Consider the following 26,021-nt stretch of genomic DNA (forward strand, 5'->3'; position numbering starts at 1 on the left):
GTATCAGACCGCCCTCATCAGCAGGGTCGCGGCGACGAGGATGGCCGCACCGCCGAACATCGAGACCGCGTACGACCGCGCGTAGCCGTTCTGCAGCTTGCGCAGCCTTCCGGAGAGGCCGCCCATGGAGGCCGCCGTGCCGTTGACGACGCCGTCGACCAGGGTGTGGTCGACGTAGACCAGGGAGCGCGTGAGGTGCTCGCCGCCGCGCACCAGGACGACGTGGTTGAAGTCGTCCTGGAGGAGGTCGCGGCGGGCGGCCCGGGTGAGCAGCGAACCGCGCGGGGCGACGGCCGGGACCGGACGGCGCCCGTACTGCGCCCAGGCGATCGCCACGCCGACGACCAGCACGGCCATGGTGGCCAGGGTGACCGTGAGGGCGCTGACCGGGGAGTTGCCCTCCTCGTGGCCGGTGATGGGCTCCAGCCAGTGCAGGAAGCGGTCGCCGATGCTGAAGAAGCCGCCGGCGAAGACCGATCCGAAGGCCAGCACGATCATCGGGATCGTCATCGTCCTCGGGGACTCGTGCGGGTGCGGCTCGTGGCCGTTCTCGTCGGGCTGCCAGCGCTTCTCCCCGAAGAACGTCATCAGCATCACGCGCGTCATGTAGAACGCCGTGATGGCCGCGCCCAGCAGGGCCGCGCCGCCGAGGATCCAGCCCTCGGTGCCGCCCTTGGCGAAGGCCGCCTCGATGATCTTGTCCTTGGAGAAGAAGCCGGACAGGCCCGGGAAGCCGATGATGGCGAGGTAGCCGAGGCCGAAGGTGATGAAGGTGACCGGCATGTACTTCCTGAGGCCGCCGTACTTCCTCATGTCGACCTCGTCGTTCATGCCGTGCATGACGGAGCCGGCGCCGAGGAAGAGCCCGGCCTTGAAGAAGCCGTGTGTCACCAGGTGCATGATCGCGAAGACGTAGCCGATGGGGCCGAGTCCGGCGGCGAGCACCATGTAGCCGATCTGCGACATGGTCGAGCCGGCGAGGGCCTTCTTGATGTCGTCCTTCGCGCAACCGACGATCGCACCGAACAGGAGCGTGACGGCGCCGACGACGGTGACGACGAGCTGTGCGTCGGGCGCCGCGTTGAAGATCGCTCCGGAGCGGACGATCAGGTACACGCCCGCGGTCACCATGGTCGCCGCGTGGATGAGGGCCGAGACCGGGGTCGGGCCCTCCATCGCGTCGCCGAGCCAGGACTGCAGCGGCACCTGGGCGGACTTGCCGCAGGCGGCGAGCAGCAGCATCAGGGCGATGCCGGTGAGCTTGCCCTGGGAGGCGTCGCCGACGTGGCTGAGGACCGGCCCGAAGGCGAAGGTCCCGAACGTCGTGAACATCAGCATGATGGCGATCGACAGGCCCATGTCGCCGACCCGGTTCACCAGGAAGGCCTTCTTCGCGGCGGTCGCCGCGCTGGGCTTGTGCTGCCAGAAGCCGATCAGCAGGTAGGAGGCGAGCCCGACGCCTTCCCAGCCGACGTACAGCAGCAGGTAGTTGTCGGCGAGGACGAGGATCAGCATCGCTGCGAGGAACAGGTTCAGATAGCCGAAGAAGCGGCGGCGGCGCTCGTCGTGCTCCATGTACCCGACCGAGTACAGGTGGATGAGCGAGCCGACACCGGTGATCAGCAGGACGAAGGTCATCGACAGCTGGTCGAGGCGGAAGGTGACGTCCGCCTGGAAGCCCTCGACGGGGACCCAGGTCCACAGGTGCTGCATGAGCGTCCGGTGCTCGGCGTTCTTCCCCAGCAGGTCGGTGAAGAGGACGACACCGATCACGAAGGAGGCGGACGACAGGAGCGTGCCGATCCAGTGGCCGACGGCATCGAGCCGCCGGCCGCCGCACAGCAGGACGACCGCTCCGAGCAGAGGCGCCGCTACCAGCAGCGCAATCAGGTTCTCCACGATTCAGCGACCCCTCAGAGCTTCATCAGGCTGGCGTCGTCGACCGAGGCCGAGTGGCGGGAACGGAACAGCGACACGATGATCGCGAGCCCGACCACGACCTCCGCGGCGGCGACGACCATCGTGAAGAAGGCGATGACCTGACCGTCGAGGTTGCCGTGCATCCGGGAGAAGGTGACGAACGCGAGGTTGCAGGCGTTGAGCATCAGCTCGACGCACATGAAGACGACGATCGCGTTCCGCCTGATCAGTACGCCGGTGGCGCCGATCGTGAACAACAGGGCGGAGAGATAGAGGTAGTTGACGGGGTTCACTTCGACGCCTCCTCGGTCCGCTTGAGGTTCGCCGGTTCGATCGCGGTCCGCTCCAGGCGCTCCTCGGCGCGCTGCTCCAGGGCCCGCAAGTCGTTCAGCGCCTCGCTGGACACGTCACGGATCTGGCCGCGGTCGCGGAGCGTCTTGCTGACCGTCAGCTCGGACGGGGTGCCGTCGGGCAGCAGGCCCTGGACGTCCACCGCGTTGTGCCGGGCGTAGACGCCGGGGGCCGGGAGCGGCGGGACGTGCTTGCCCTCGCGGACGCGCTGTTCGGACAGCTCGCGCTGCGTCTTGGGCCGCTCGGTGCGCTCGCGGTGCGTGAGCACCATGGCGCCGACGGCCGCCGTGATCAGCAGGGCGCCGGTGATTTCGAAGGCGAACACGTACTTGGTGAAGATGAGGGCGGCCAGGCCCTGCACGTTGCCGTTCGCGTTGGCGGTGCTCAGGCCGTCGAACTGGTTCAGCGAGGCGTTGCCGATGCCCGCGAACAGCAGGATGCCGAAGCCGAGCCCGCAGAGAAGGGCCAGCCAGCGCTGGCCCTTGATGGTCTCCGTCAGGGAGTCGGCGGCCGTGACGCCGACCAGCATCACCACGAAGAGGAACAGCATCATGATCGCGCCGGTGTAGACGACGATCTGGACGACGCCCAGGAAGTAGGCGCCGTTGGCCAGGTAGAACACCGCCAGGATGATCATGGTCCCGGCGAGCGATAGGGCGCTGTGCACGGCCCTCTTCATGAGGATGGTGGACAGGGCGCCGATCACCGCGACCGTGCCGAGGACCCAGAACTGGAAGGCCTCGCCGGTCGAGGTGGAGTAGGCGGCGGCGAACTGCGCGCTCATGCGCCCACCCCCTCTTCCTTGGGCTTCTCGCCCTTGGAGACGGCTACTTGGGGCACCGTCCCGGGCGCGGCCTCCGTCACCAGGCCCCGGTAGTAGTCCTGTTCGTCCATCCCCGGGTAGATGGCGTGCGGGCTGTCGACCATGGTGTCTTCGAGGCCGGCCAGCAGCTGTTCCTTGGTGTAGATGAGGTTGGCGCGGCTGGAGTCGGCCAACTCGAACTCGTTGGTCATCGTCAACGCGCGCGTGGGGCACGCCTCGATGCACAGGCCGCACAGGATGCAGCGGGCGTAGTTGATCTGGTAGACGCGGCCGTACCGCTCGCCCGGCGAGTAGCGCTCCTCGTCGGTGTTGTCGGCGCCCTCCACATAGATGGCGTCGGCGGGGCAGGCCCAGGCGCACAGCTCGCAGCCGACGCACTTCTCCAGGCCGTCCGGATGGCGGTTGAGCTGGTGCCGTCCGTGGAACCGGGGGGCTGTGGTCTTCTGCTGCTCCGGGTACTGCTCGGTCAGCCGCTTCTTGAACATGGCCTTGAAGGTCACGCCGAAGCCGGCCACGGGGTTCTGGAAACCGGGTGTGGTCTCCTTGGGCTCCTCAGCCATCGGACGCCTCCTTTCCATCCAGAGATCCGTCACTGCCAGTATCCGGGCCACCACTGACAATCAACTCCCGCTCGCGTCGCGAGGGGCGCCGAGGCACCGGCGGCAACTCCTGTCCCGGCAGCGGCGGTACGGGGAATCCGCCCGCCATCGCGTCGAACCCGGCGGGTTCCTCGGCCAGTTGCGCGTCCTCCTTGGCCTTCTGGCGGAACATGTCCGCGATGAAGGACAGCAACAGCAGGGCGAGCACACCGCCGACGATGTAGAGGGTGATGTCGGCGAAGTCGTAGTTCTGGTTCCTGAGGGTCCGTACGGTCGCGACGAGCATCAGCCAGACCACGGAGACCGGGATGAGGACCTTCCAGCCGAGCTTCATCAACTGGTCGTAGCGCACACGCGGAAGGGTGCCGCGCAGCCAGATGAAGAAGAACAGCAGCAGCTGGACCTTGATGACGAACCAGAGCATCGGCCACCAGCCGTGGTTCGCGCCCTCCCAGAAGGAGCTGATCGGCCACGGGGCCCGCCAGCCGCCCAGGAAGAGCGTGGTCGACACCGCGGAGACCGTCACCATGTTCACGTACTCGGCGAGCATGAAGAGCGCGAACTTGATGGACGAGTACTCGGTGTTGAAGCCGCCGACCAGGTCGCCCTCGGACTCCGGCATGTCGAAGGGGGCGCGGTTGGTCTCGCCGACCATCGTGACGACGTAGATGATGAAGGACACCGGCAGCAGGATGATGTACCAGCGGTCGTGCTGTTGTTCAACGATCGCCGACGTCGACATCGACCCGGAGTACAGGAACACCGAGGCGAACGCGGCGCCCATGGCGATCTCGTAGGAGATCATCTGCGCGCAGGAGCGCAGGCCGCCCAGGAGCGGGTAGGTGGAGCCGGAGCTCCAGCCCGCCAGGACGATGCCGTAGATGCCGACCGAGGCGACCGCGAGGATGTAGAGCATCGCGATCGGGAGGTCGGTGAGCTGCATCGTGGTGCGGTGGCCGAAGATCGACACCTCGTTGTCGGCCGGCCCGAAGGGGATGACCGCGATCGCCATGAAGGCCGGGATGGCCGCGACGACCGGCGCGAGGACGTAGACCACCTTGTCCGCGCGCTTGACGATGACGTCTTCCTTGAGCATCAGCTTCACGCCGTCGGCGAGCGACTGGAGCATGCCCCAGGGGCCGTGCCGGTTGGGGCCGATGCGCAGCTGCATCCAGGCGACGACCTTGCGTTCCCAGACGATCGAGAACAGCACGGTGATCATCAGGAAGGCGAAGCAGAACACCGCCTTGACGACGACCAGCCACCAGGGGTCGCGGCCGAACATCGAGAGGTCTTCCGCGGCGAGGTACAGATTGCTCATGCCTCCACCTCCTTGGGAGCCCCGCCCGCGGGCGTGGCCGGGCCGATGCGGACCAGTGCGCCGGGCAGCGCCCCGGTGTCGGAGGCGACGCCCCCGCCGGTGGAGTTCAGCGGGAGCCAGACCACGCGGTCGGGCATCTCCGTGATCAGCAGCGGGAGTTCGACGGTTCCGGAGGCGCCGGTCACGGCGAGGATGTCGCCGCCCTTGACGCCCGCCTCGGCGGCGGTGGCGGCCGACACGCGCGCGTGGGCGGCGTGCCGGGTGCCGGCGAGCGCGTCGTCGCCCTCCTGGAGGGCGCCCTGGTCGAGCAGCAGCCGGTGCCCGGCGAGCACGGCCTCCCCGGCGGCGGGCCGGGGCAGTACGCCCGCGGTCTCCAGCGGTTCGGTGGCCCGCGGTCCGTCCCAGGCACCGAGCCGGTCCAACTCCGCGCGCGCGGTGCGCAGATCGGGCAGTCCCAGGTGGACGTCCATGGCGTCGGCCAGCATGTGCAGGACACGCGCGTCGGTGGGGGCGAGGGTGCGGGTCATCTGGTCGGGCTTGAGCGCGGCGTCGAAGAAGCGCACCCTGCCCTCCCAGTTGAGGAAGGCACCCGCCTTCTCGGCGACCGCCGCGACCGGAAGAACCACGTCGGCGTGTTCGGTGATCTCACTCGGCCGCAGTTCGAGCGAGACCACGAAGCCGACCTCGTCGAGTGCCGCACGCGTGCGTGCCGGATCGGGCAGGTCGCCCGGCTCCACACCGGCGACGAGCAGCGCCCGGAGTTCACCACCGGCGGCGGCCTCGACGATCTGGCCGGCGTCGCGGCCGTAGCGGTGCGGGAGTTCGGCGACACCCCAGGCGGCGGCGACCTCCTCACGCGCGCGCGGATCGGTCGCCGGACGCCCGCCCGGCAGCAGCGACGGCAGCGCCCCCGCCTCGATCGCGCCGCGCTCCCCGGCCCGGCGCGGAATCCACACCAGCCGGGCACCGGTCGCGGACGCGGCCCGTACGGCGGCGGTGAGGCCCCCGGCGACGGCCGCCAGCCGCTCGCCGACGACGATCACCGCGCCCTCGGTGCGCAGCGCCTCGGAGGCGCGCGCTCCGTCATCCTCCAGGCCGACCCCGCTCGCGAGCGCGTCCAGCCACTCGGTCTCGGTTCCGGGAGCGGCCGGCAGCAGCGTGCCGCCCGCCTTCTCCAGGCCCCGCGTGGCGAACGTGGCCAGCGAGAACACCCGCTGCCCGTGCGTGCGCGAGGCCTTGCGCAGCCTCAGGAAGACGCCGGGCGCCTCCTCCTCGGACTCGAACCCGACCAGCAGGACGGCGGGCGCCTTCTCCAGAGAGGTGTACGTGACGCCCTCGCCGTCGAGGTCCCGGCCGCGCCCTGCGACCCGGGCGGCCAGGAAGTCGGCCTCCTCGCTGCTGTGCACGCGCGCGCGGAAGTCGATGTCGTTCGTGTCGAGCGCCACGCGCGCGAACTTGCTGTACGCGTAGGCGTCCTCGATGGTGAGCCGGCCGCCGGTCAGGACACCGGTGCGGCCCCGCGAGGCGAGCAGCCCCTGGGCGGCGATCTGGAGTGCCTCCGGCCAGGAGGCGGGGACGAGTTCGCCCTCGGGGTTGCGGATCAGCGGCGTCTCCAGCCGGTCGCGCTGCTGCGCGTACCGGAAGGCGAAGCGCCCCTTGTCGCAGATCCACTCCTCGTTGACCTCGGGGTCGACGGCCGCCAGGCGCCTCATGACCTTCCCGCGCCGGTGGTCGGTGCGGGTCGCGCAGCCCCCGGAGCAGTGCTCGCACACGGACGGCGTGGAGACCAGGTCGAAGGGGCGGGAGCGGAATCGGTACGCCGCCGAGGTCAGCGCGCCCACCGGGCAGATCTGGATGGTGTTCCCGGAGAAGTACGACTCGAAGGGGTCGCCCTCACCGGTGCCGACCTGTTGCAGCGCACCGCGCTCCAGCAGCTCGATCATCGGGTCGCCCGCGATCTGGTTGGAGAAGCGGGTGCAGCGGGCGCACAGCACGCACCGCTCGCGGTCGAGCAGCACCTGGGTGGAGATCGGCACGGGCTTCTCGTAGGTCCGCTTCTTGCCTTCGAAGCGGGACTCGGCGTTGCCGTGGGACATCGCCTGGTTCTGCAGGGGGCACTCGCCGCCCTTGTCGCAGACCGGGCAGTCCAGCGGGTGGTTGATGAGGAGCAGTTCCATCACACCGTGCTGGGCCTTCTCGGCCACCGGCGAGCTGAGCTGGGTCTTGACGACCATGCCGTCCGTGCACGTGATCGTGCAGGACGCCATCGGCTTTCGCTGGCCCTCGACCTCGACGATGCACTGACGGCAGGCGCCGGCCGGGTCGAGGAGAGGGTGGTCGCAGAACCGGGGGATCTCGATGCCGAGTTGCTCGGCGGCGCGGATGACCAGAGTGCCCTTGGGCACGCTGATCTCGGCGCCGTCGATCGTCAGCGAGACGAGATCCTCCGGCGGGACCGCCGCCTCCCCTCCACCGGAGGGAGCGCTCGTGGTCACCGTCATGCGTTCACCTCCGTGCGGTCGGCCCAGGCCGTGGACTTGGCCGGGTCGAAGGGGCAGCCCCGGCCCGTGATGTGCTGCTCGTATTCCTCGCGGAAGTACTTGAGCGAGGAGAAGATCGGCGAGGCGGCGCCGTCACCGAGGGCGCAGAAGGACTTGCCGTTGATGTTGTCGGCGATGTCGTTCAGCTTGTCGAGGTCGGACATCGCGCCCTTGCCGGCCTCGATGTCGCGCAGCAACTGCACGAGCCAGTACGTCCCTTCGCGGCACGGTGTGCACTTGCCGCAGGACTCGTGGGCGTAGAACTCGGTCCAGCGGGTGACGGCACGCACGACGCAGGTCGTCTCGTCGAAACACTGCAGAGCTTTTGTGCCGAGCATGGAACCCGCGGCACCCACTCCTTCGTAATCAAGAGGGACGTCGAGGTGCTCGTCGGTGAACATCGGCGTGGAAGAACCGCCCGGCGTCCAGAACTTGAGGCGGTGCCCGGCGCGCATCCCGCCGCTCATGTCGAGCAGTTGGCGGAGTGTGATGCCGAGCGGCGCCTCGTACTGACCGGGACTGGTGACATGGCCGCTGAGCGAGTAGAGCGTGAAGCCCGGAGACTTCTCGCTGCCCATCGACCTGAACCATTCCTTGCCTTTTTGCAGAATCGCGGGAACTGACGCGATCGACTCGACGTTATTCACGACAGTCGGGCACGCATAGAGGCCCGCGACGGCAGGGAAAGGGGGACGGAGCCGCGGTTGACCACGGCGGCCTTCGAGCGAGTCGAGCAGTGCGGTCTCCTCACCGCAGATGTACGCGCCGGCGCCCGCGTGCACGGTGAGCTGCAGGTCCAGGCCACTGCCCAGGATGTTCTCGCCGAGGTAGCCCGCCGCGTAGGCCTCACGCACGGCCTCGTGCAACCGCCGCAATACGGGGACGACTTCACCACGCAGATAGATGAAGGCATGCGAAGACCTGATGGCATAACACGCGATGACAATGCCCTCGATGAGGCTGTGCGGGTTCGCGAAGAGGAGCGGGATGTCCTTACAGGTTCCGGGCTCCGACTCGTCGGCGTTGACAACTAGATAGTGCGGTTTTCCATCCCCTTGGGGAATGAATTGCCATTTCATTCCGGTGGGGAAGCCGGCGCCACCGCGACCGCGCAGACCGGAGTCCTTCACATACGCGATGAGGTCGTCCGGCGACATCGCGAGCGCCTTGCGGAGCCCCTCGTATCCCTCGTGCCTTCGGTACGTGTCCAGAGTCCAGGACTCGTCCTCGTCCCAGAAGGCCGACAGCACGGGTGCGAGCAGCTTCTCGGGGCTGTGGTCTTTCAGTTCGGGTGCCAAGGTCATCACTCCCCCTCCTCGGCTACGGGCCCCGCCGGGTGGGCGGGGTCGGAGGCCGATGTGTCCTGCGGCGCATCGTGCGAACTGAGGTGCTCGGCCGGCGGCTCGTTCTGCGGCGCTCCGGAGCCGCGCGGATGGACCACGCGCGCGGGTGCGGTCTCTCCCCTTGCCAGGCGGAGTCCCACCAGCGACGCGGGTCCCGCACCGCCGCTCGCCTCGACGGCCCCGGGCCGCTCGTCGGGGAAGCCGGCGAGGATCCGCGCGGTCTCCTTGAAGGTGCACATCGGCGCCCCGCGCGTGGGCTCCACGGGTGCGCCCGCGCGCAGGTCGTCGACGAGGCGCCGGGCGCTGGCGGGGGTCTGGTTGTCGAAGAACTCCCAGTTGACCATCACCACCGGCGCGAAGTCGCAGGCCGCGTTGCACTCGATGTGCTCCAGGGTGACCTTGCCGTCGTCGGTGGTCTCACCGTTGCCGACGCCCAGGTGCTCCTGGAGGGACTCGAAGATGGCGTCGCCGCCCATCACCGCGCACAGCGTGTTGGTGCAGACCCCGACCTGGTAGTCGCCGCTCGGCCGGCGCCGGTACATCGTGTAGAAGGTCGCGACGGCGGCGACCTCGGCCGTGGTCAGCTCCAGTAGGTCCGCGCAGAACTGCTGCCCCGTGCGCGTGACATGGCCTTCCTCCGCCTGCACGAGGTGCAGCAACGGCAGGAGGGCCGAGCGGGAGTCCGGGTAGCGGGCGATGATCTCCCGCCCGTCGGCCTCCAGCCTGGCCCGGACGTCGTCCGGGTAAGCGGGCGCGGGCAGTTGGGGCATGCCCAGGCTGACGCCCTGCTCCGAAGAACTGGTGGTCACCGGTCGACGCCTCCCATCACGGGGTCGATGGACGCGACGGCGACGATGACGTCGGCGACCTGGCCGCCCTCGCACATCGCCGCCATGGCCTGAAGGTTGGTGAAGGACGGGTCCCTGAAGTGGACCCGGTAGGGGCGGGTGCCTCCGTCGGAAACGGCGTGCACCCCGAGTTCGCCCTTGGGCGACTCGACCGCCGCGTACGCCTGTCCCGGCGGTACGCGGAAGCCCTCGGTCACCAGCTTGAAGTGGTGGATCAGGGCCTCCATGGAGGTGCCCATGATCTTCTTGATGTGGTCGAGCGAGTTGCCCAACCCGTCCGGCCCGAGGGCGAGTTGGGCGGGCCAGGCGATCTTCTTGTCGGCGACCATGACCGGCCCGGGCTGCAGCCGGTCCAGACACTGCTCGATGATCCGCAGCGACTGGCGCATCTCCTCAAGACGGATGAGGAAGCGGCCGTAGGAGTCGCAGGTGTCGGCGGTCGGGATGTCGAAGTCGTAGGTCTCGTAGTCGCAGTACGGCTGCGCCTTGCGCAGGTCGTGCGGCAGACCGGTGGAGCGCAGGATCGGGCCGGTGGCGCCGAGGGCCATGCAGCCGGCCAGGTCGAGGTAACCGACGTCCTGCATACGGGCCTTGAAGATGGGGTTCCCGGTGGCGAGCTTGTCGTACTCCGGGAGGTTCTTCTTCATCTTCTTCACGAACTCGCGGATCTGGTCCACCGCGCCGGGCGGCAGGTCCTGGGCGAGTCCGCCGGGGCGGATGTACGCGTGGTTCATCCGCAGGCCCGTGATGAGCTCGTAGATGTCGAGAATCATTTCACGATCACGGAATCCGTAGATCATGATCGTGGTGGCGCCGAGTTCCATACCGCCGGTGGCGATGCACACCAGGTGGGAGGACAACCGGTTCAGCTCCATCAGGAGCACCCGGATGATCTTCGCCCGCTCGGTGATCTGGTCCTCGACGCCGAGGAGTTTCTCGACGGCGAGACAGTAGGCGGTCTCGTTGAAGAAGGACGTCAGATAGTCCATGCGCGTCACGAACGTCGTGCCCTGCGTCCACGTGCGGTACTCGAGGTTCTTCTCGATACCGGTGTGCAGGTAGCCGATGCCGCAGCGGGCCTCGGTGACCGTCTCGCCGTCGATCTCCAGGATCAGCCGGAGCACACCGTGCGTGGAGGGGTGCTGGGGCCCCATGTTGACGACGATGCGCTCGTCGTCGGCCCGGGCCGCGGACTGGACGACCTCGTCCCAGTCGCCACCGGTGACCGTATATACGGTGCCCTCGGTGGTCTCGCGCGCCGAAGCGGCGGAAGCGGATGCTGACTGCGTGCTCACGAGTACGACCTCCGCTGGTCCGGAGCCGGGATCTGGGCGCCCTTGTACTCGACGGGGATGCCGCCGAGGGGGTAGTCCTTGCGCTGCGGGTGGCCCGGCCAGTCGTCCGGCATCATGATCCGCGTCAGCGCCGGGTGACCGTCGAAGACGATGCCGAAGAAGTCGTAGGTCTCGCGCTCGTGCCAGTCGTTGGTCGGATAGACCGAGACCAGTGACGGGATGTGCGGATCGCTGTCCGGGGCGCTGACTTCGAGGCGGATCAGCCGGTTGTGGGTGATCGAGCGCAGGTGGTAGACGGCGTGCAGCTCACGGCCCTTGTCGTGCAGGTAGTGAACTGCGCTCACGCCCGTGCAGAGCTCGAAGCGCAGGGCCGGGTCGTCGCGCAGGGTCTGGGCGACGCGGACCAGGTGCTCGCGCTCGATGTGGAAGGTGAGTTCGCCGCGGTCGACGATCGTCTTCTCGATCGCGTTGCCGGGCAGCAGGCCCTGTTCCTCCAGGGCGCCCTCCAGCTCGTCGGCGACCTCGTCGAACCAGCCGCCGTAGGGCCGGCTCGCGGCTCCCGGCAGGCGGACCGAGCGGACCAGGCCGCCGTAACCGGAAGTGTCGCCACCGTTGTTGGCGCCGAACATGCCGCGCTGGACGCGGATCTCCTCACCGCCGTCCCCGCGCTGGCCGGGGAGGTTGGAGCCGCTGAGATCCTTCTCGGGGTTGGTGCCGTTCGCGTCACTCACCGCAGCAGGCCCTTCATCTCGATGGTGGGCAGTGCCTTGAGCGCCGCCTCCTCCGCCTCGCGGGCCGCCTCCTCGGCGTTCACGCCGAGCTTGGAGGACTGGATCTTCTGGTGGAGCTTGAGGATCGCGTCCATCAGCATCTCGGGCCGTGGCGGACAGCCCGGGAGATAGATGTCGACCGGGACGATGTGGTCGACGCCCTGCACGATCGCGTAGTTGTTGAACATGCCGCCCGACGAGGCGCAGACCCCCATGGAGATCACCCACTTGGGGTTCGGCATCTGGTCGTAGACCTGCCGCAGCACCGGCGCCATCTTCTGGCTGACCCGGCCCGCGACGATCATCAGGTCCGCCTGGCGGGGTGAGCCGCGGAAGACCTCCATGCCGAAGCGCGCCAGGTCGTACCGTCCGGCGCCGGTCGTCATCATCTCGATGGCGCAGCAGGCGAGTCCGAACGTGGCCGGGAAGACGGACGCCTTGCGCACCCAGCCCGCGGCCTGCTCGACGGTGGTGAGCAGGAAGCCGCTCGGCAGCTTTTCTTCGAGTCCCATGAGTTAAAGGCCCCTCAGTCCCATTCCAGGCCGCCGCGCCGCCATACGTACGCGTACGCGACGAAGACGGTGAGCACGAAGAGCAGCATCTCCACGAGCCCGAAAACACCCAGGGCGTCGAAGGTGACGGCCCAGGGGTAGAGGAAGACGATCTCGATGTCGAAGACGATGAAGAGCATCGCCGTCAGGTAGTACTTGATGGGGAAGCGCCCGCCGCCGGCCGGCGTGGGGGTCGGCTCGATGCCGCACTCGTACGCTTCGAGCTTGGCCCGGTTGTACCGCTTCGGACCGATCAGCGTGGCCATGACCACGGAGAAGATCGCAAAGCCTGCCCCGAGGGCTCCCAGTACGAGGATGGGCGCATACGCGTTCACCGCTCCTCGCTCCTCTCAGTCGGCACTGACTGCTGGCGATGGCGTCGGACTCACACCCACCTCACACACTCGGCAACTCCCGCCCGTCCCGGCGAAGATCGCGAACATGTGAAGCAGGTCACAAGCCCAACCGCTCCGCATCTTATGCCCGTCGCTCTGTGATCTGCGACACGGGGTATTGCACAAGCTTTGTGATCTCCACCACCCGGCGAAGGATCATCACGTCGAGTGAGCGGCGATCTTCACACGCGAAGCGCCCACACGATCACCGGACGTGACATTTGCGCTCGTCATCGCAGGCCGAGAGCGGCGTCTCAATATCAAGAGACTTCCCTTGCATGCAAATTGGAGTTGGACGCGACGGCTTGATAGTGGGAGCCCGTTCACACGTCGGAAGGAGTCGCGCGGCACGGTGTGGACGCGTGCACACGTTCACGAAGTCGACCGCTCGCGATACCCACGCGAGACGCGAGCATTCCGGTAACCGTTCCGTGACCTCCGCCACACCCATGAGAGGCGCATGAGAACCGGGGTTGGCCACCTGTCCCAACCGGTGGTAGGCGGCGGGCAATTCGGGCGTAACGACGAAAGACCGTGATCACGGGCCGGATCACCCAGGTCCGCAATGTCCGTTACGGCGTCAATAAGGAACGAGGCACCCGAAGTTCGTGGGTCCCGTTGAACAATTGTGGCGCAGCACACGTTTCTTGAAGGTATGGAGGAGCCCCTGATACCGGTTGGTCTCATGTCCCACACCGCTCACATACGCAGCCACCGGAAACCCCGCCGCAGCGCGACGACGAACATCGCCGTGCGTGCCGGAGTTGCCGGTGGCGTTCTCAGCATGGCGGCGGCGGGCGCGGCCTCGGCCAACGCGGCCGAGACGACGCAGACCCTGCAACTGCCCACCCTGACCGCCGACCTGTCCGCGCAGGTAGCCCAGTCCGCCGAGGCCACTCAGCAGGCCGCGGCGAACTATCAGCTGCAGGCCGAGCGCGACACGGCCGCCGCAAACGCCGCGAAGCAGGCGAAGGCGGACCTGGCGGACGCCAAGAAGAAGGCGGAGGCGAAGAAGAAGGCCCAGGAGGAGGCCCGTAAGGCCGCTGCGGAGCGCGCCACGTCGCGCAGCACCGAGCGGACCACCCTGGCCACCTCGGCGAGCACCAGCACCTCCACGAGCTCTTCTACGGCCACGGGTTCGGCCGCGGCCGTCGTGGCCTTCGTGAAGGCGCAGATCGGCAAGTCCTACGTCCTGGGCGCCACCGGCCCCAGTGCCTACGACTGCTCCGGGCTCGTCGGTGCCGCCTTCAAGCAGGTCGGCATCAGCCTGCCGCGCGTCTCCCAGGACCAGTCGACCGCCGGTACTCAGGTGTCCCTGAGCAACCTGCAGCCCGGCGACATCCTTTACTGGGGCAGCGCCGGCAGCGCCTATCACGTGGCCGTGTACGTGGGCGGCGGCATGTTCGTCGGCGCGCAGAACCCCTCCACCGGCATCGTGGAGCGGCCCCTCTCCTACGACCCGCCGACCGGCGCGGTGCGGGTGCTCTGAGCCCGCGCACGACGCCGTGAGCATGGGACCGTTGCCTCGGGGGCAGCGGTCCCCTCGGCGTACCCTCGCCAGGCCTCTCCCCTGCCGGAGTTCGCGGCTCTCCTGAAAGGCTCTTCTCTCAAGGTTCTTCAGTTCGGCTGACCGGACAGCCGGACGCCAAACCCGAGGAGAGCAAGTCGTGCCACGTGTCTTCGTCCAGGGAAGTCCCGTCGACTCCTACCCCCGCCCCGCACCCGAGGCCGGGCGCGGCCGCGTGCGCCGCGTCACCGAGGTCGGCGAAGAGGTCCTGCACCGGCCGAGCCGGGACGTCACCGAGTTCGGGCCCGACCTCGCCGCACTCATCGACGACATGTTCCTCACCATGTACGTCGCCGACGGAGCCGGCCTCGCGGCCAATCAAGTGGGCGTGGATCTGCGCCTGTTCGTGTACGACTGCCCGGACGACGACGGTGTCCGACATGTCGGACACATCGTCAACCCGGTGCTCGACCCGCTCGGCCCGGCCGGGCGCCGGCTGCTCGACGAGGGCGAGGGGTGCCTGTCGGTGCCCGGTGCGGTGATGGACGTACCGCGTCCGGACCGGGCCGTGGTGCGCGGGCTCGACAAGGACGGCAACGCGCTTGTGATCGAGGGCACAGGGTACTTCGCGCGCTGTCTCGCCCATGAGACCGACCACGTCAACGGTCAGGTCTATCTGGACCGGCTCTCCAGGCGGGACCGCAAGGAGGCGCTGCGGCAGGTGGCGGACCGGCGGGACGAGGTGTTCGCCCGCCGGGCCGCCAAGACCAAAGCCCTGACCACCTGATCACCGCCAGGGGTCACGCCTTCGGCGCCACCTTGCTCAGCCCGTTGATGATGCGGTCCATCGCGTCGCCGCCCGTGGGGTCGGTGAGGTTGGCCAGCATCTTCAGGGTGAACTTCATCAGCAGGGGGTGCGTCAGGCCGCGCTGGGCCGCGATCTTCATGACCTTCGGGTTGCCGATGAGCTTCACGAAGGCGCGGCCGAGCGTGTAGTAGCCGCCGTAGGTGTCCTTGAGGACCTGCGGGTAGCGGCGCAGGGCCAGTTCGCGGCCGGCGGGGGTGGGGCGGGCGTGGGCCTGGACGATGACGTCGGCGGCGATCTGGCCGGACTCCATGGCGTAGGCGATGCCCTCGCCGTTGAAGGGGTTCACCAGGCCGCCGGCGTCGCCGACCAGCAACAGGCCCTTGGTGTAGTGGGGTTGGCGGTTGAAGGCCATCGGGAGGGCGGCGCCGCGGATCGGGCCGGTCATGTTTTCGGGGGTGTAGCCCCAGTCCTCGGGCATGGACGCGCACCAGGCCTTCAGCACCTCGCGCCAGTCCAACTCCTTGAAGGAGTCGGAGGTGTTGAGGACACCGAGGCCGACGTTCGAGGTGCCGTCACCCATGCCGAAGATCCAGCCGTAGCCGGGCAGGAGACGGTCCTCGGCGCCGCGGCGGTCCCACAGTTCCAGCCAGGACTCCAGGTAGTCGTCCTTGTGGCGGGGGCTCTCGAAGTAGGTCCGCACCGCCACGCCCATCGGGCGGTCCTCGCGGCGGTGCAGGCCCATCGCGAGGGAGAGGCGGGTGGAGTTGCCGTCGGCGGCGACCACCAGGGGCGCGTGGAAGGTGACTTCGCGTTTCTCCTCGCCGAGCTTGGCGTTGACGCCGGTGATGTGGCCGGTGCGCTCGTCGATGATCGGGGCGCCGACGTTGCAGCGCTCGTAGAGGCGGGCGCCCGCCTTCTGGGCGTTGCGGGCGAGTTGTTCGTCGAAGTCGTCGCGCTTGCGGACGAGGCCGTAGTCCGGGAAGGAGGCGAGTTCCGGCCAGTCCAGCTGGAGGCGGACGCCGCCGCCGATGATGCGCAGGCCCTTGTTGCGCAGCCAGCCGGCCTCCTCGGAGATGTCGATGCCCATGGCCACGAGCTGCTTGGTGGCGCGCGGGGTGAGGCCGTCGCCGCACACCTTCTCGCGCGGGAACTCGGTCTTCTCCAGCAGGAGGACGTCGAGTCCGGACTTGGCGAGGTGGTAGGCGGTGGCGGAGCCGGCTGGCCCCGCGCCGACGACGATCACATCGGCGGTGTTTTCGGAGAGGGGCTCGGTCACGGCGGGATCTCCCCAAGTTCGGAATCTGCGTGCCGACCGGCACTGGACATGGGCAGTCTATTCAGCGCCACTGATCACCAGGCTGAAGGGCTGCCCCCGTGAACCGAGCTCTCCCCGCAGTACGGCTGCGTGTCCCCACCGACGAGGACGCCGTGGCCTGGCACCGGGTGTTCGACCACCCGGACGTCATGGAGTTCCACGGCGGCAGGCCGGCGGAACTGTCCGTCTACGAGGAGCTCACCGCCCGCCAGCGCCGGCACGACGCGGAGCGCGGTTTCTGCCTGTGGACGATGCTCGACGACTCGGACCGGGTGATCGGCTTCACCGGCGCCCAGCCGTGGCCGCAGGAGTGGGGGCCCAAGGGCGAGATCGAGATCGGCTGGCGGCTCGGGCGGGAGTTCTGGGGTCAGGGCTATGTCACGGCGGCGGCGGAGATGACCCTGGAGCGGGTGCGCGCCGCGGGTGTGCCGAGCGTGGTCGCGATGGTGCTGGCCCGCAACACCCGGTCGATCGCGGTGACCCGGCGGCTGGGGATGAGCCTCGACGAGGTGTTCACCACGCCCTCACGCGCGGAGGAGGGACACTGCTACCGGCTCGTACTGTAACCGACAGTAACCAACAGCTACAGAACGACACTTGACGCTTCCGGTCGGGACCGGACCGGGGTTACCCTTCCGGTACCGCTGGGGGTGACATCTGTGCGCTTAACGCCCAAAACACCTGAAGTGCGCGTGCCGCGGCTCGTCGGCCTGATGGCCGTGGACGCGCGCGAGACAGCCCAGGCTCGCGGCCTGTTCATCAACGCGCCGGACCGGCCCGACTTCCACCTCGCCGTCGTCGACTACGTCGTACGGCAGTACCCGCAGCCCGATGCCGAGGTGCCGCGGGACTCCATGGTCTATGTGTGGTTCGACTTCGGTGAGGGGGACGGCGGAGGCGGTATGCGCGAGCCGCGGATACCGAGGCCGCCGAGCGGCGGGATGCAGCGCGAGTTGGACGAGCCGCCGGGCGACGCGTTCTTCGCGACGGTGATCAGCTAGCGGAGCCGCCCAGCCCTCAGAGTTCCCCGGTCCCCTTGAAGCCGCGGTGCAGGGCGACGATTCCGCCGCTCAGGTTGCGGTAGGCGACCTTCGACCAGCCGGCCTTGCGCAGTCGCTCGGCCAGCGCGGGCTGGTCGGGCCAGGCGCGGATGGACTCGGCGAGGTACACGTACGCGTCCGGGTTCGAGGAGACCGCGCGGGCGACCGGCGGCAGCGCGCGCATCAGGTACTCGGTGTAGACCGTGCGGAAGGGCGCCCAGGTCGGGTGCGAGAACTCGCAGATCACCACCCGGCCGCCGGGCTTGGTCACCCGGTACAGCTCGCGCAGCGCTGTGTCGGTGTCCTGCACATTGCGCAGCCCGAAGGAGATGGTCACGGCGTCGAACGTGTCGTCCTTGAAGGGCAGCTTGGTCGCGTCGCCGGCCGTGAGCGGCAGCCAGGGGTGGCGCTTCTTGCCGACCTGGAGCATGCCGAGGGAGAAGTCGCAGGGGACGACATAGGCGCCGCTCTGAGCAAACGGCAGCGAGGACGTGGCCGTACCGGCGGCAAGGTCCAGGATCTTCTGCGCGGGGCGGGCGTCGACCGCCTTGGTGACCTCCTTGCGCCATCGGCGGTCCTGGCCGAGCGACAGCACGTCGTTGGTGAGGTCGTACCGTTCCGCCACGTCGTCGAACATCGAGGCGACTTCGTGCGGCTGCTTGTCCAGGGATGCGCGGGTCACCGGCCCATTGTGGCAGTACGGACCGGACACCCCGAAGGCGCCCGGCCCGTACGTCCACCTTTAAAAAGCTCACGACGGCAGGAGTCTCGGTTTCTTCTTCGCCGCCACGTCCTCCACCCAGCCGCAGAGCACGATGAAGACGGCGATCAGAATCCAGCCGATGCCGAACATGAACCACTGGCTCCCCAGCGGCAGCCACTTCTCGAAGGCGGGCACCTTCCAGAACTGGTCGGTCAGCGGCACCGCCAGCACGAGGGCGATCTCGTGCCACAGATAGATCGTCACGGCCCGGGAGTTGAAGATCGTGACGACCCGGTCGGGCCGCTTGAAACGGGTCAGCCAGGCGAAGTCGATGTTGAAGTAGGCCTTGGCCCACATCAGCAGCATGACGTAACCGGCGGACCAGTAGGTCTGGGCGAGCGGGTTCTCGTCCAGGTCGTAGGTCCCGGCCTCGGCCTGGTGCGTGAAGGCGTACCAGCCGCCGAAGACGATCGCGGCGATCGACAGCGTGACCACCAGGAAGGGCTTCAGCTTCTGGAGCACACCGTCGCGGTGGGCGAAGCCGAGGATCCAGCAGAAGAGGTACGTCGACAGGTCCCAGAGGGCGTTGCCGAAGCGGTTGTCCGGCCCGGACCACACATACTTCAGGACCACGATCGGCACCAGCGTCAGCAGCAGCACCGGGATCGGCGCCTTGCGGAAGATCCACAGCAGCGCCGGCGAGAGCAGCACGAACCACAGATACGTCCGCAGGTACCAGAGGATCTCCCAGGCCTGCAGCCCCCAGGAGTTGCCCGGCGGATCCCCGACCGGCACCACCCAGAAGATGATCTGCCAGCCCGGCATCCAGTCGTGGATCATCATCGCCACCACCACGAAGAAGCCCCAGAACCAGAACGGCGGCAGCAGCCTCCGCATCCGGCTCCTGACCACCTTGAAGGCGGGCCGCTCCAGCGACTTCGCCATCAGCGTCCCGGCCAGCCCGAACATGATCCCCATGGAGGGGAACACCATCCCGCACCAGGCCCACCCGAAGGTGTGATACGTCACGACCCGGATCAGCGCGACGGCCCGCAGGGTGTCGAAGTACCGGTCCCGTCCCGCCGGTTTGGGCGCGGCCTTCGCCTCGGGAGCCTCCTCGACGACCTTCTCGGCAACCGGCTCGGGCCGGGGTTCCGTCTCGGCCTCCGGCTCCAACTCCGGTTCTACGACCGGAAGAGGCGCCGTGGCGTACACCGGCGGCCCGTAGTCGACGTACTGCGGAGGCTGTTGCTGCGGCTGATACGCGTACGGCTGCTGCGGCTGGCCGTACGCGTCGTAGCCGTAGGGCTGTTGGGGGTACTGCGGTTGCTGGGGCGGGCCGTAGCCACCGCCGTATCCCGGTTGCTGTTCCCAGGTCATCCGTTCGCCCCCGCTGGTGTGCCGACCTCGCCGGTGCGCTTGAGTTTCTGCCAGCGCAGCCGGCCGCCGGTCAGGGCGGTGATGCTGGAGTGGATGAGGACCAGGTACATCATCTGGCGGTAGGCCAGTTGCTGGAGCGGCATCATCAGCAGGTAGCGGTACTTCTCCCGGTCCAGCCTGAACGCGTAGGCCGCGCACAGGAGTTGGATGCCGAGGACCGCGAACCACATCGCGAGGGACGCCCAGAAGTCGACGAAGATCATCGAGTAGACGGTGAAGACGTCGATCAGCGGGGCGAAAACCGGCGTGATGATCTGGAAGATGACCACCAGGGGCATGCCGACCCGGCCGAAGCGCCCCGAAGGACCCTTGTCCGTAAGGGACTTGCGGTGCTTCCAGAGGGCCTGCATGGTGCCGTAGGACCAGCGGTAGCGCTGCGACCAGAGCTGTTTGAGGGAGGCCGGGGCCTCGGTCCAGGCCCTGGCGTGCTCCTGGTAGACGACCCGCCAGCCCTCGCGGTGCATGGCGATGGTGATGTCCGTGTCCTCGGCGAGGGTGTCCTCGCTCATGCCGCCGACCTGGAGCACCGCCTCGCGGCGGAACGCGCCGATCGCGCCCGGGATGGTGGGCATGCAGCGCAGCAGGTCGTACATGCGGCGGTCGAGGTTGAAGCCCATCACGTACTCGATGTGCTGCCAGGCGCCGATGACCGTGTTGCGGTTGCCGACCTTGGCGTTGCCCGCGACCGCGCCGACCTCGGGGTCGGCGAAGGGCTGCACGAGCTGCCGTACGGTGTCGGGTTCGAAGACGGTGTCGCCGTCCATCATCACGACGATGTCGTAACTCGCGCTGCGCACACCGTTGTTGAGGGCGGCCGGCTTGCCGGCGTTCTCCTGGCGGATGACGCGGACGTTCGTCATGCCGAAGGAGCGGGCCGCCTCGCGGGCGATCTCGGAGGTACCGTCCGAGGAGCCGTCGTCGACGACGATGATCTCGATCGGGTGGGTGCTCTTCGCCAGCGACTCGAGGGTGTTGGCGATGCACTCCTTCTCGTTGTACGCCGGGACGATCACGGTCACCGGCCGGGTGACCTCCGGCCCCCAGCTGAACCGGCGTTTGTTGCGCTGTCTGTAGTGGCGGCGGGCGAGGATCAGCATCATCCCGAACCGGCTCATGACGGCCACGCCGACGACCGTGAGGCCTGCCGCGAGTCCCGGCACCACCCACTCGGCGACCATGACGGCGTAGATGAGCGCCTTGCCCTCGTAGAGGGTCATGCCGGCGGCCTCGCGGTGGGCGCCCTGCTGGACCGAGATGCGCCGCGTTCCGCTCTGGGTGCCGCTCCCGGTGCCGCCGACGGCCGAACCGACCGTCTGACCGCCGCCGGTGGTCGTGCCGGCGGGCGCTCCGGAAGGTGCCGCGGAGGGCTGCGCGCCGGCCTCGACGGTGCCCGTGCTCGTCCCGGCGGCGGCACCAGCACCCGCACCCGTGCCGTTGGCCGCCCGCTGGGCGGAGGCGTTCTTGGCGATGGCGCCGCTCACCGTGGTGAACGAGTAGCCCTTCGCCTTCATCTTCTCGATGTACTGCGGCAGCGCCTTCATGGTCTGCGTGCGCACACCGCCGGCGTCGTGGAAGAGCACCGAGGAGCCCGAAGTCCCGGACGGCGTCGCCCACTTGATGATCTTCGCGACACCGGGCTGCTTCCAGTCGTCGCTGTCGGTGTCGACGAAGACGCTCGTGTAGCCGGAGGCGCCGAGCTTCTTGTAGACGGGGTAGCTGTAGTTGTCGATGGCGTCCGTCTCCGAGGAGTACGGCGCGCGGAACAGCGTGGTGGTGATGCCGGCCGCGCCCGCGAGCGCGAGCTGCGTCTGTTCCATCTCCCGCTTGATGCGGGCGTCGCTCTGGTAGGAGAGGTCGACGTGGGTGAAGGTGTGGATGCCCACCTCGTTGCCCTGCGCGACCATCTGCTTCACGATGCTCGGGTAGCGCGAGACCATCGAGCCCACCAGGAAGAACGTGCCCGGCACGTCGTACTTCTTGAGGATCTTCAGGACCGTGGGCGTGTAGGTGGGGTTCGGGCCGTCGTCGAAGGTGAGGACGATGGTCTTCTTCGGGATCGTCTGGGTGACCGGCGAGCCGTTGCGGAAGGTCAGGATCGGGCCGCCGTTGAGCACCTTGTCGGGGACCTTGCTTGCGCTCGCGCCGTCCCGGACGCGCTGGTCGCCGCCGACTTCCGCGCGCAGGTAGCCGTCGAGCAGCATCACGCAGGTGAGGCCGAGGAGAAGCAGCAGGGCGAGGATCACTCGGGGCCGTTGGAGCGCGGCGGCCTTGCCGGCCGCGCGCTCCATCCGAGTGGGGGCGCGTCGGCGCCCGCGCGAGGGAGTCGTCGTAGTCATGGCTGCGGTGGCGCTCCGGTCAGTGTGCGGTGGCTGAGGAGGACGGGGCCGCACCCGTGGGGGTGCCCGAGGGGATGTCGGTCGGAGCGCCGGTCGGAACACCGGAGGGCGCTACGCCGCCTCTGCCGCCGCCTGGGCCGTAGCCGCCCCCGGGGGCCGAACCGGCCTGGCCGCCGCCGAACGGCAGCAGCGAGGAGGGGTTGAGCGAGATGCCCCAGCCCATGAACGCCATGCCGAGTACGAACGCGTACCCCAGGCAGACGATGCCCATGAGGAGGCCGATCCGGCGCAGCACCTTTGACCGGCGGCCGGAGTTGTCAACGAACACGGGGCCTTCTGCGGCCCCGTTGCCGGCTTTGCGGCGGCGACCGCGCGCAGAGGCGTGGTTATCGATGGCGGACTCGGATTGCATTCCCCAGACATTAGGCCGCCTTTATGTGACAGAAACTCTGGTTCTCTTGTGAGCCCGCCAAGAAAAACGCCGCAACCTGTGCCTTTACTTAGAGAACCCAGGAAATGCCTTATGAACGGCCGGTGTCAGTAGTGTCCTCAATCTTCCGCTTCGTCGCCCGACTTGACCGATTCGAGCAACGATACCCGTGGGTTTCCTATGTTTCCTCTGTCTTCGTAAGACACAGCCCCATGTGCTTCATTTAGGCTGCGGAATCCGACTCTGTTTCCATCCTGAGACAGAAATCACCGTCCCCACGCGGAAAGGGTGCATGCTCAATGAGGAGTTTCCTGAAACCGGCGGCCGGGCTCACCTGCTTGTTTGCCCTGACGGTCACCGGCTGCTCCTCGAGCTCCGACGACTCGTCCGACGCGGCCCCGTCTCCAGCACAGAAGGCGAGTGCGACCCCCTCCGAAAGCGCGTCCTCGACACCCTCGTCGAGCACGTCCTACGCCCCGTACGTCAGCGTCACCACCGCCTCCGACATGGACGGCACGGGCTCACCGACGACGTACAACCTCGCCTTCGCGATCGCCTCCGGCAGCAGCTGCACGCCGAAGTGGAACGGTACGACCGCGATCGACAACGCGGCCGTGAAGTCCCGGATCGCGGCGCTCAAGACGTCCGGCGCGACCGTCCGCGTCTCCTTCGGCGGGGCGTCCGGCAAGGAGCTGGCGGAGACCTGTACGAGTGTCACCGCGCTCGCGAAGGCCTACGGCGAGGCGCTGGACGCGGCCGGTTCGACACAGGCCGACTTCGACATCGAGGGCGACGCGCTCACCGACTCGGCGTCGGTCGCCCTGCGGTCCAAGGCGATAGCCGTACTCCAGAAGGAACGCACCGACCTCAAGGTGTCCTTCACGCTCCCCGTGATGCCGTCCGGGCTCGACTCCGACAGCCTGGCGCTGCTGGAGTCCGCGAACGACAACGCGGTCGCCGTCTCCACGGTCGACATCATGACGATGAACTACGGCGAGTCGTACACCAAGGACATGGGCGACTACGCGATCACGTCCGCCACGGCCACGCACACCCAGTTGAAGAAGGTGTTCGGGCTGTCGGACGCCGGGGCGTGGCAGGGGATGGCGCTCACCTCGATGATCGGGGTGAACGATGTGTCGGGGGAGACGTTTTCGCTGGCCGATGCGGCGCAGGTGCGGAAGTTCGCCGAGGAGAAGGAGATCGCGTGGGTTTCGATGTGGTCGACGTTTCGGGATCAGCAGTGTGAGAGCGGGAGTTCGAATGATGACGCTGCTACTGATTGCAGTGGGGTGACGCAGAGTTCGGGTGCGTTCGGGAAAGCTTTTGCCGGGTGACGGGTGCGTTGCCGGGTGACGGTGCGTTGTGGCTGGGCGCGCAGTTCCCCGCGCCCCCAAAGACAAAAGACCCACACCTACCGGCGTCTGTGGACCAGCCGCCCTGCACACACCGTTGCGATGCACTCGCCGGCCTCGTCGAATACGGCGAGGTCGGCACGGCTCTGGTCAGCGGCCATGGGGTGGGCGAGGATCAGGACGTCGTTCCGCTCCGCCGCTGCCCGGAGTTCAGGCGAGTCGACATGTTCCGCCAGGACGGCGGTGGCTCCCAGCTTCAGTACGGCGTGGATCCGCTCCCGTGGGCTCGGGGCGTCCGGGAGAGGGCCCTCGTGGACGCGGGCCGGGCCCAGGACGCCCGGCCAACTCCGCACCCGGGCACCGGGAAAGCGGCCCTGGATCTCCGCCAGCGTCCCGGTGCCCACGACCCTGGCGCCCTCGACGGCGACCGCCCCGCCCTCGTCCGCAGTGTGAATCGTCAGCACGGCAGCCCTAGTTGGCGGACAGGAGCTTCAACTCGGGGTGGGCCGTGCCGCCTTCGATCGCCGTGGACGAGATGTGGGACATGACGCGCTCGTCGACGGGGTCGTTCGCCGGGTCGTCGTGGACGACGATGTGCTCGTAGGTGGTGGTGCGCTGGGCCGGGACGCGGCCCGCCTTGCGGATCAGGTCGATGATCTCCAGGCGGTTGGAGCGGTGCTTCGCGCCCGCGCTGGAGACCACGTTCTCCTCCAGCATGATCGAGCCGAGGTCGTCCGCGCCGTAGTGCAGGGAGAGTTGGCCGACCTCCTTGCCGGTCGTCAGCCAACTGCCCTGAATGTGCGCGATGTTGTCCATGAAGAGACGCGCGATGGCGATCATCCGCAGGTACTCGAAGAGCGTCGCCTGCGTCCGGCCCTTCAGGTGGTTGTTCTCGGGCTGGTAGGTGTACGGGATGAAGGCGCGGAAGCCGCCCGTCCGGTCCTGTACGTCACGGATCATCCGCAGGTGCTCGATGCGCTCGGCGTTGGTCTCGCCGGTGCCCATGAGCATGGTCGACGTCGACTCGACGCCCAGCCCGTGCGCGGTCTCCATGATCTCCAGCCAGCGCTCGCCGGACTCCTTGAGGGGCGCGATCGCCTTGCGGGGGCGGGCGGGGAGGAGTTCCGCGCCGGCGCCGGCGAAGGAGTCGAGACCGGCCGCGTGGATGCGCGAGATGGCCTCCTCGACGGAGACCTTCGAGATGCGGGCCATGTGCTCGACCTCGGACGCGCCGAGGGAGTGGATGACCAGCTGGGGGTACGCGGCCTTGATCGCGGCGAAGTGCTTCTCGTAGTACTCGACGCCGAAGTCCGGGTGGTGTCCGCCCTGGAACATGATCTGCGTGCCGCCGAGTTCGACGGTCTCCGCGCAGCGGCGCAGGATGTCGTCGAGGTCACGCGTCCAGCCCTTGGCGGTGTCCTTGGGCGCGGCGTAGAAGGCGCAGAACTTGCACGCCGTGACGCACACGTTCGTGTAGTTGATGTTCCGCTCGATGATGTACGTCGCGATGTGCTCCGTACCCGCGTACCGCCGCTTGCGTACGGCGTCGGCGGCGGCGCCGAGCGCGTGCAGCGGGGCGTCGCGGTAGAGGTCGAGCGCCTCTTCGGGGGTGATGCGCCCGCCCTCGGCGGCACGGTCGAGGACGGACTGAAGCTCGGCCTTCTCGGTCACCGGGAGGTCCCTTTCGTCAAGGGTTGCGGACGGACTCGGCCAGCCTACGCCAGCGGAATTCCCGAACCGACCTCAGGCCGTGTACGCCCCGACCAGCAGCCCGAGGAAGGCGCCCGCGAGCAGAAACGGCCCGAAACGGACGCCGACCCGCCCCCTCCGGCCGAGGACACCCCCGTAAAGCCCCCTGAGCACAAACCCCGCGAACGCGCCCAGCATCAGCGTCGGCCACCCGTACCACCCGAGTACGGCCCCCGCCCCGACCGCGAGTCTCACCTCCCCGGCGCCCAGGCCACCGCCGCCGGGGTCGAGGCGGGACAGCGCGTAGTACGCGGCGCCGAGCGCGAGCGCACCGCGCAGGGCGGTCGTCCAGTGACCGGCGTGTTCGGGCAGCAAGGTGACGACACCGAGCAGGGCGAGGGCGGCACCCGTGGCGGGCAGCGCCAGTTCGGTGACGGCGGGCAGCAGCGCGACCGGTGCGAGCAGCAGCCAGACCGCCAGCTCGGGTCTGATCCCGGTGGCGACGGCGAGGGCGACGCACACCAGGACGACGAGGAGCGCGGTACCGGCACCGCGCCGCCCGGCCCGCGCGACCACCGCGCCCGCACCGGCGCCCCACACCCCCGCGAGGGCGATGAGCAGATGGTCGTAGTCCATCGGACC

At 68.4% G+C, this 26,021-nt stretch carries 25 protein-coding genes; 5 read left to right on the plus strand and 20 right to left on the minus strand.

All coding sequences use genetic code 11. From position 1 onward, the window contains the following. Window positions 1-3 precede the first annotated feature (3 nt). From nuoL to ACFXC1_RS33375, 12 genes are read right to left on the minus strand one after another with little or no spacing between them, the layout of a single operon-like run. On the minus strand, window positions 4-1,899 hold the full coding sequence (gene nuoL / locus ACFXC1_RS33320) for an NADH-quinone oxidoreductase subunit L (RefSeq protein WP_381249826.1): 1,896 nt from the start codon (window positions 1,897-1,899) through the stop codon (window positions 4-6). Between the two features lie 14 nt (window positions 1,900-1,913). Next, a complete protein-coding gene (gene nuoK / locus ACFXC1_RS33325; RefSeq protein WP_019074282.1) occupies window positions 1,914-2,213 on the minus strand; it encodes an NADH-quinone oxidoreductase subunit NuoK in 300 nt (99 codons plus the stop codon). Then, a complete protein-coding gene (locus ACFXC1_RS33330; protein WP_381249829.1) occupies window positions 2,210-3,055 on the minus strand; it encodes an NADH-quinone oxidoreductase subunit J in 846 nt (281 codons plus the stop codon). Before ACFXC1_RS33330 ends, nuoK begins: the two co-directional genes overlap by 4 nt. Further along, window positions 3,052-3,654: an NADH-quinone oxidoreductase subunit NuoI gene (gene nuoI / locus ACFXC1_RS33335; RefSeq protein ID WP_381249832.1), complete on the minus strand. Its 603-nt coding sequence runs from the start codon at window positions 3,652-3,654 to the stop codon at window positions 3,052-3,054. The genes ACFXC1_RS33330 and nuoI overlap by 4 nt, the downstream gene beginning before the upstream one ends. Then, on the minus strand, window positions 3,647-5,014 hold the full coding sequence (gene nuoH, locus ACFXC1_RS33340; RefSeq protein WP_381249834.1) for an NADH-quinone oxidoreductase subunit NuoH: 1,368 nt from the start codon (window positions 5,012-5,014) through the stop codon (window positions 3,647-3,649). The genes nuoI and nuoH overlap by 8 nt, the downstream gene beginning before the upstream one ends. Next, a complete protein-coding gene (locus ACFXC1_RS33345; RefSeq protein WP_381249837.1) occupies window positions 5,011-7,515 on the minus strand; it encodes an NADH-quinone oxidoreductase subunit G in 2,505 nt (834 codons plus the stop codon). The genes nuoH and ACFXC1_RS33345 overlap by 4 nt, the downstream gene beginning before the upstream one ends. After that, the gene (gene nuoF / locus ACFXC1_RS33350; RefSeq protein WP_019074287.1) at window positions 7,512-8,858 is read right to left on the minus strand and encodes an NADH-quinone oxidoreductase subunit NuoF; all 1,347 of its coding nucleotides are present in this window, start codon (window positions 8,856-8,858) and stop codon (window positions 7,512-7,514) included. Before nuoF ends, ACFXC1_RS33345 begins: the two co-directional genes overlap by 4 nt. After that, on the minus strand, window positions 8,858-9,706 hold the full coding sequence (gene nuoE / locus ACFXC1_RS33355) for an NADH-quinone oxidoreductase subunit NuoE (protein ID WP_381249840.1): 849 nt from the start codon (window positions 9,704-9,706) through the stop codon (window positions 8,858-8,860). Before nuoE ends, nuoF begins: the two co-directional genes overlap by 1 nt. Next, window positions 9,703-11,040 carry an NADH-quinone oxidoreductase subunit D gene (locus ACFXC1_RS33360; RefSeq protein WP_381249843.1) on the minus strand — a complete coding sequence of 446 codons (1,338 nt, stop codon included), beginning with the start codon at window positions 11,038-11,040 and terminating at the stop codon, window positions 9,703-9,705. Before ACFXC1_RS33360 ends, nuoE begins: the two co-directional genes overlap by 4 nt. Further along, on the minus strand, window positions 11,037-11,771 hold the full coding sequence (locus tag ACFXC1_RS33365; RefSeq protein WP_381249846.1) for an NADH-quinone oxidoreductase subunit C: 735 nt from the start codon (window positions 11,769-11,771) through the stop codon (window positions 11,037-11,039). Before ACFXC1_RS33365 ends, ACFXC1_RS33360 begins: the two co-directional genes overlap by 4 nt. Further along, entirely contained in the window at window positions 11,768-12,322 is a 555-nt protein-coding gene (locus ACFXC1_RS33370; protein WP_007383964.1) for a NuoB/complex I 20 kDa subunit family protein, read from the minus strand. The genes ACFXC1_RS33365 and ACFXC1_RS33370 overlap by 4 nt, the downstream gene beginning before the upstream one ends. A gap of 14 nt (window positions 12,323-12,336) precedes the next feature. Next, window positions 12,337-12,696 carry an NADH-quinone oxidoreductase subunit A gene (locus ACFXC1_RS33375; protein ID WP_007383963.1) on the minus strand — a complete coding sequence of 120 codons (360 nt, stop codon included), beginning with the start codon at window positions 12,694-12,696 and terminating at the stop codon, window positions 12,337-12,339. A gap of 745 nt (window positions 12,697-13,441) precedes the next feature. Here ACFXC1_RS33375 and ACFXC1_RS33380 point away from each other — a divergent pair. Then, the gene (locus ACFXC1_RS33380) at window positions 13,442-14,245 is read left to right on the plus strand and encodes a C40 family peptidase (protein ID WP_381249849.1); all 804 of its coding nucleotides are present in this window, start codon (window positions 13,442-13,444) and stop codon (window positions 14,243-14,245) included. A gap of 178 nt (window positions 14,246-14,423) precedes the next feature. Next, complete coding sequence (gene def, locus ACFXC1_RS33385; protein WP_381249852.1) at window positions 14,424-15,050, plus strand: peptide deformylase; 627 nt, start codon at window positions 14,424-14,426, stop codon at window positions 15,048-15,050. A 13-nt stretch (window positions 15,051-15,063) separates the two neighbouring features. Here the strand turns inward: def and ACFXC1_RS33390 are convergent, their stop codons facing one another. Next, window positions 15,064-16,347 carry a geranylgeranyl reductase family protein gene (locus tag ACFXC1_RS33390; RefSeq protein ID WP_381249855.1) on the minus strand — a complete coding sequence of 428 codons (1,284 nt, stop codon included), beginning with the start codon at window positions 16,345-16,347 and terminating at the stop codon, window positions 15,064-15,066. Window positions 16,348-16,445: 98 nt separating this feature from the next. On the opposite strand from ACFXC1_RS33390, the gene ACFXC1_RS33395 reads away from it, so the two are divergent. After that, a complete protein-coding gene (locus tag ACFXC1_RS33395; protein WP_381249857.1) occupies window positions 16,446-16,952 on the plus strand; it encodes a GNAT family N-acetyltransferase in 507 nt (168 codons plus the stop codon). Between the two features lie 120 nt (window positions 16,953-17,072). Next, window positions 17,073-17,387 (plus strand): PASTA domain-containing protein, encoded by a 315-nt coding sequence (locus tag ACFXC1_RS33400; RefSeq protein ID WP_019074295.1) that lies wholly within the window; start codon window positions 17,073-17,075, stop codon window positions 17,385-17,387. A 16-nt stretch (window positions 17,388-17,403) separates the two neighbouring features. On the opposite strand, the gene ACFXC1_RS33405 is transcribed toward ACFXC1_RS33400, so the two are convergent. The 4 genes from ACFXC1_RS33405 to ACFXC1_RS33420 all read right to left on the minus strand — a co-directional run bounded on the left by ACFXC1_RS33405 (window position 17,404) and on the right by ACFXC1_RS33420 (window position 22,233). Then, on the minus strand, window positions 17,404-18,108 hold the full coding sequence (locus ACFXC1_RS33405) for a demethylmenaquinone methyltransferase (RefSeq protein WP_381249860.1): 705 nt from the start codon (window positions 18,106-18,108) through the stop codon (window positions 17,404-17,406). A 69-nt stretch (window positions 18,109-18,177) separates the two neighbouring features. Next, complete coding sequence (locus ACFXC1_RS33410; RefSeq protein WP_381249863.1) at window positions 18,178-19,509, minus strand: acyltransferase family protein; 1,332 nt, start codon at window positions 19,507-19,509, stop codon at window positions 18,178-18,180. Further along, the gene (locus ACFXC1_RS33415; protein WP_381249865.1) at window positions 19,506-21,905 is read right to left on the minus strand and encodes a bifunctional polysaccharide deacetylase/glycosyltransferase family 2 protein; all 2,400 of its coding nucleotides are present in this window, start codon (window positions 21,903-21,905) and stop codon (window positions 19,506-19,508) included. The genes ACFXC1_RS33410 and ACFXC1_RS33415 overlap by 4 nt, the downstream gene beginning before the upstream one ends. 19 nt (window positions 21,906-21,924) lie before the next feature. Next, window positions 21,925-22,233, minus strand: a complete 309-nt coding sequence (locus ACFXC1_RS33420) for a hypothetical protein (RefSeq protein ID WP_381249868.1) — start codon at window positions 22,231-22,233, stop codon at window positions 21,925-21,927. A 401-nt stretch (window positions 22,234-22,634) separates the two neighbouring features. Here ACFXC1_RS33420 and ACFXC1_RS33425 point away from each other — a divergent pair, with 401 nt between their 5' ends. Then, entirely contained in the window at window positions 22,635-23,672 is a 1,038-nt protein-coding gene (locus tag ACFXC1_RS33425; protein ID WP_381249871.1) for a chitinase, read from the plus strand. Between the two features lie 77 nt (window positions 23,673-23,749). Here the strand turns inward: ACFXC1_RS33425 and ACFXC1_RS33430 are convergent, their stop codons facing one another. The 3 genes from ACFXC1_RS33430 to ACFXC1_RS33440 form a co-directional block, all read right to left on the minus strand. Then, complete coding sequence (locus ACFXC1_RS33430) at window positions 23,750-24,154, minus strand: hypothetical protein (RefSeq protein ID WP_381249874.1); 405 nt, start codon at window positions 24,152-24,154, stop codon at window positions 23,750-23,752. 7 nt (window positions 24,155-24,161) lie between these two features. Then, window positions 24,162-25,361: a cyclic dehypoxanthinyl futalosine synthase gene (gene mqnC / locus ACFXC1_RS33435; protein WP_381249876.1), complete on the minus strand. Its 1,200-nt coding sequence runs from the start codon at window positions 25,359-25,361 to the stop codon at window positions 24,162-24,164. A gap of 72 nt (window positions 25,362-25,433) precedes the next feature. Further along, entirely contained in the window at window positions 25,434-26,015 is a 582-nt protein-coding gene (locus ACFXC1_RS33440; protein WP_381249879.1) for a hypothetical protein, read from the minus strand. Window positions 26,016-26,021: the final 6 nt, after the last annotated feature.

Source organism: Streptomyces hokutonensis, assembly GCF_042751305.1.
Classification (GTDB): domain Bacteria; phylum Actinomycetota; class Actinomycetes; order Streptomycetales; family Streptomycetaceae; genus Streptomyces; species Streptomyces hokutonensis_A.

Excerpts from the sequence above, each read along its gene's own strand:
- ACFXC1_RS33330 (WP_381249829.1), bottom strand. The coding sequence starts at position 3,055 with ATGAGCGCGCAGTTCGCCGCCGCCTACTCCACCTCGACCGGCGAGGCC.
- nuoI (WP_381249832.1), bottom strand. The coding sequence starts at position 3,654 with ATGGCTGAGGAGCCCAAGGAGACCACACCCGGTTTCCAGAACCCCGTG.
- nuoH (WP_381249834.1), bottom strand. The coding sequence starts at position 5,014 with ATGAGCAATCTGTACCTCGCCGCGGAAGACCTCTCGATGTTCGGCCGC.
- ACFXC1_RS33345 (WP_381249837.1), bottom strand. The coding sequence starts at position 7,515 with ATGACGGTGACCACGAGCGCTCCCTCCGGTGGAGGGGAGGCGGCGGTC.
- nuoF (WP_019074287.1), bottom strand. The coding sequence starts at position 8,858 with ATGACCTTGGCACCCGAACTGAAAGACCACAGCCCCGAGAAGCTGCTC.
- ACFXC1_RS33370 (WP_007383964.1), bottom strand. The coding sequence starts at position 12,322 with ATGGGACTCGAAGAAAAGCTGCCGAGCGGCTTCCTGCTCACCACCGTC.
- ACFXC1_RS33380 (WP_381249849.1), top strand. The coding sequence starts at position 13,442 with ATGTCCCACACCGCTCACATACGCAGCCACCGGAAACCCCGCCGCAGC.
- ACFXC1_RS33410 (WP_381249863.1), bottom strand. The coding sequence starts at position 19,509 with ATGACCTGGGAACAGCAACCGGGATACGGCGGTGGCTACGGCCCGCCC.
- ACFXC1_RS33415 (WP_381249865.1), bottom strand. The coding sequence starts at position 21,905 with ATGACTACGACGACTCCCTCGCGCGGGCGCCGACGCGCCCCCACTCGG.
- ACFXC1_RS33425 (WP_381249871.1), top strand. The coding sequence starts at position 22,635 with ATGAGGAGTTTCCTGAAACCGGCGGCCGGGCTCACCTGCTTGTTTGCC.
- ACFXC1_RS33440 (WP_381249879.1), bottom strand. The coding sequence starts at position 26,015 with ATGGACTACGACCATCTGCTCATCGCCCTCGCGGGGGTGTGGGGCGCC.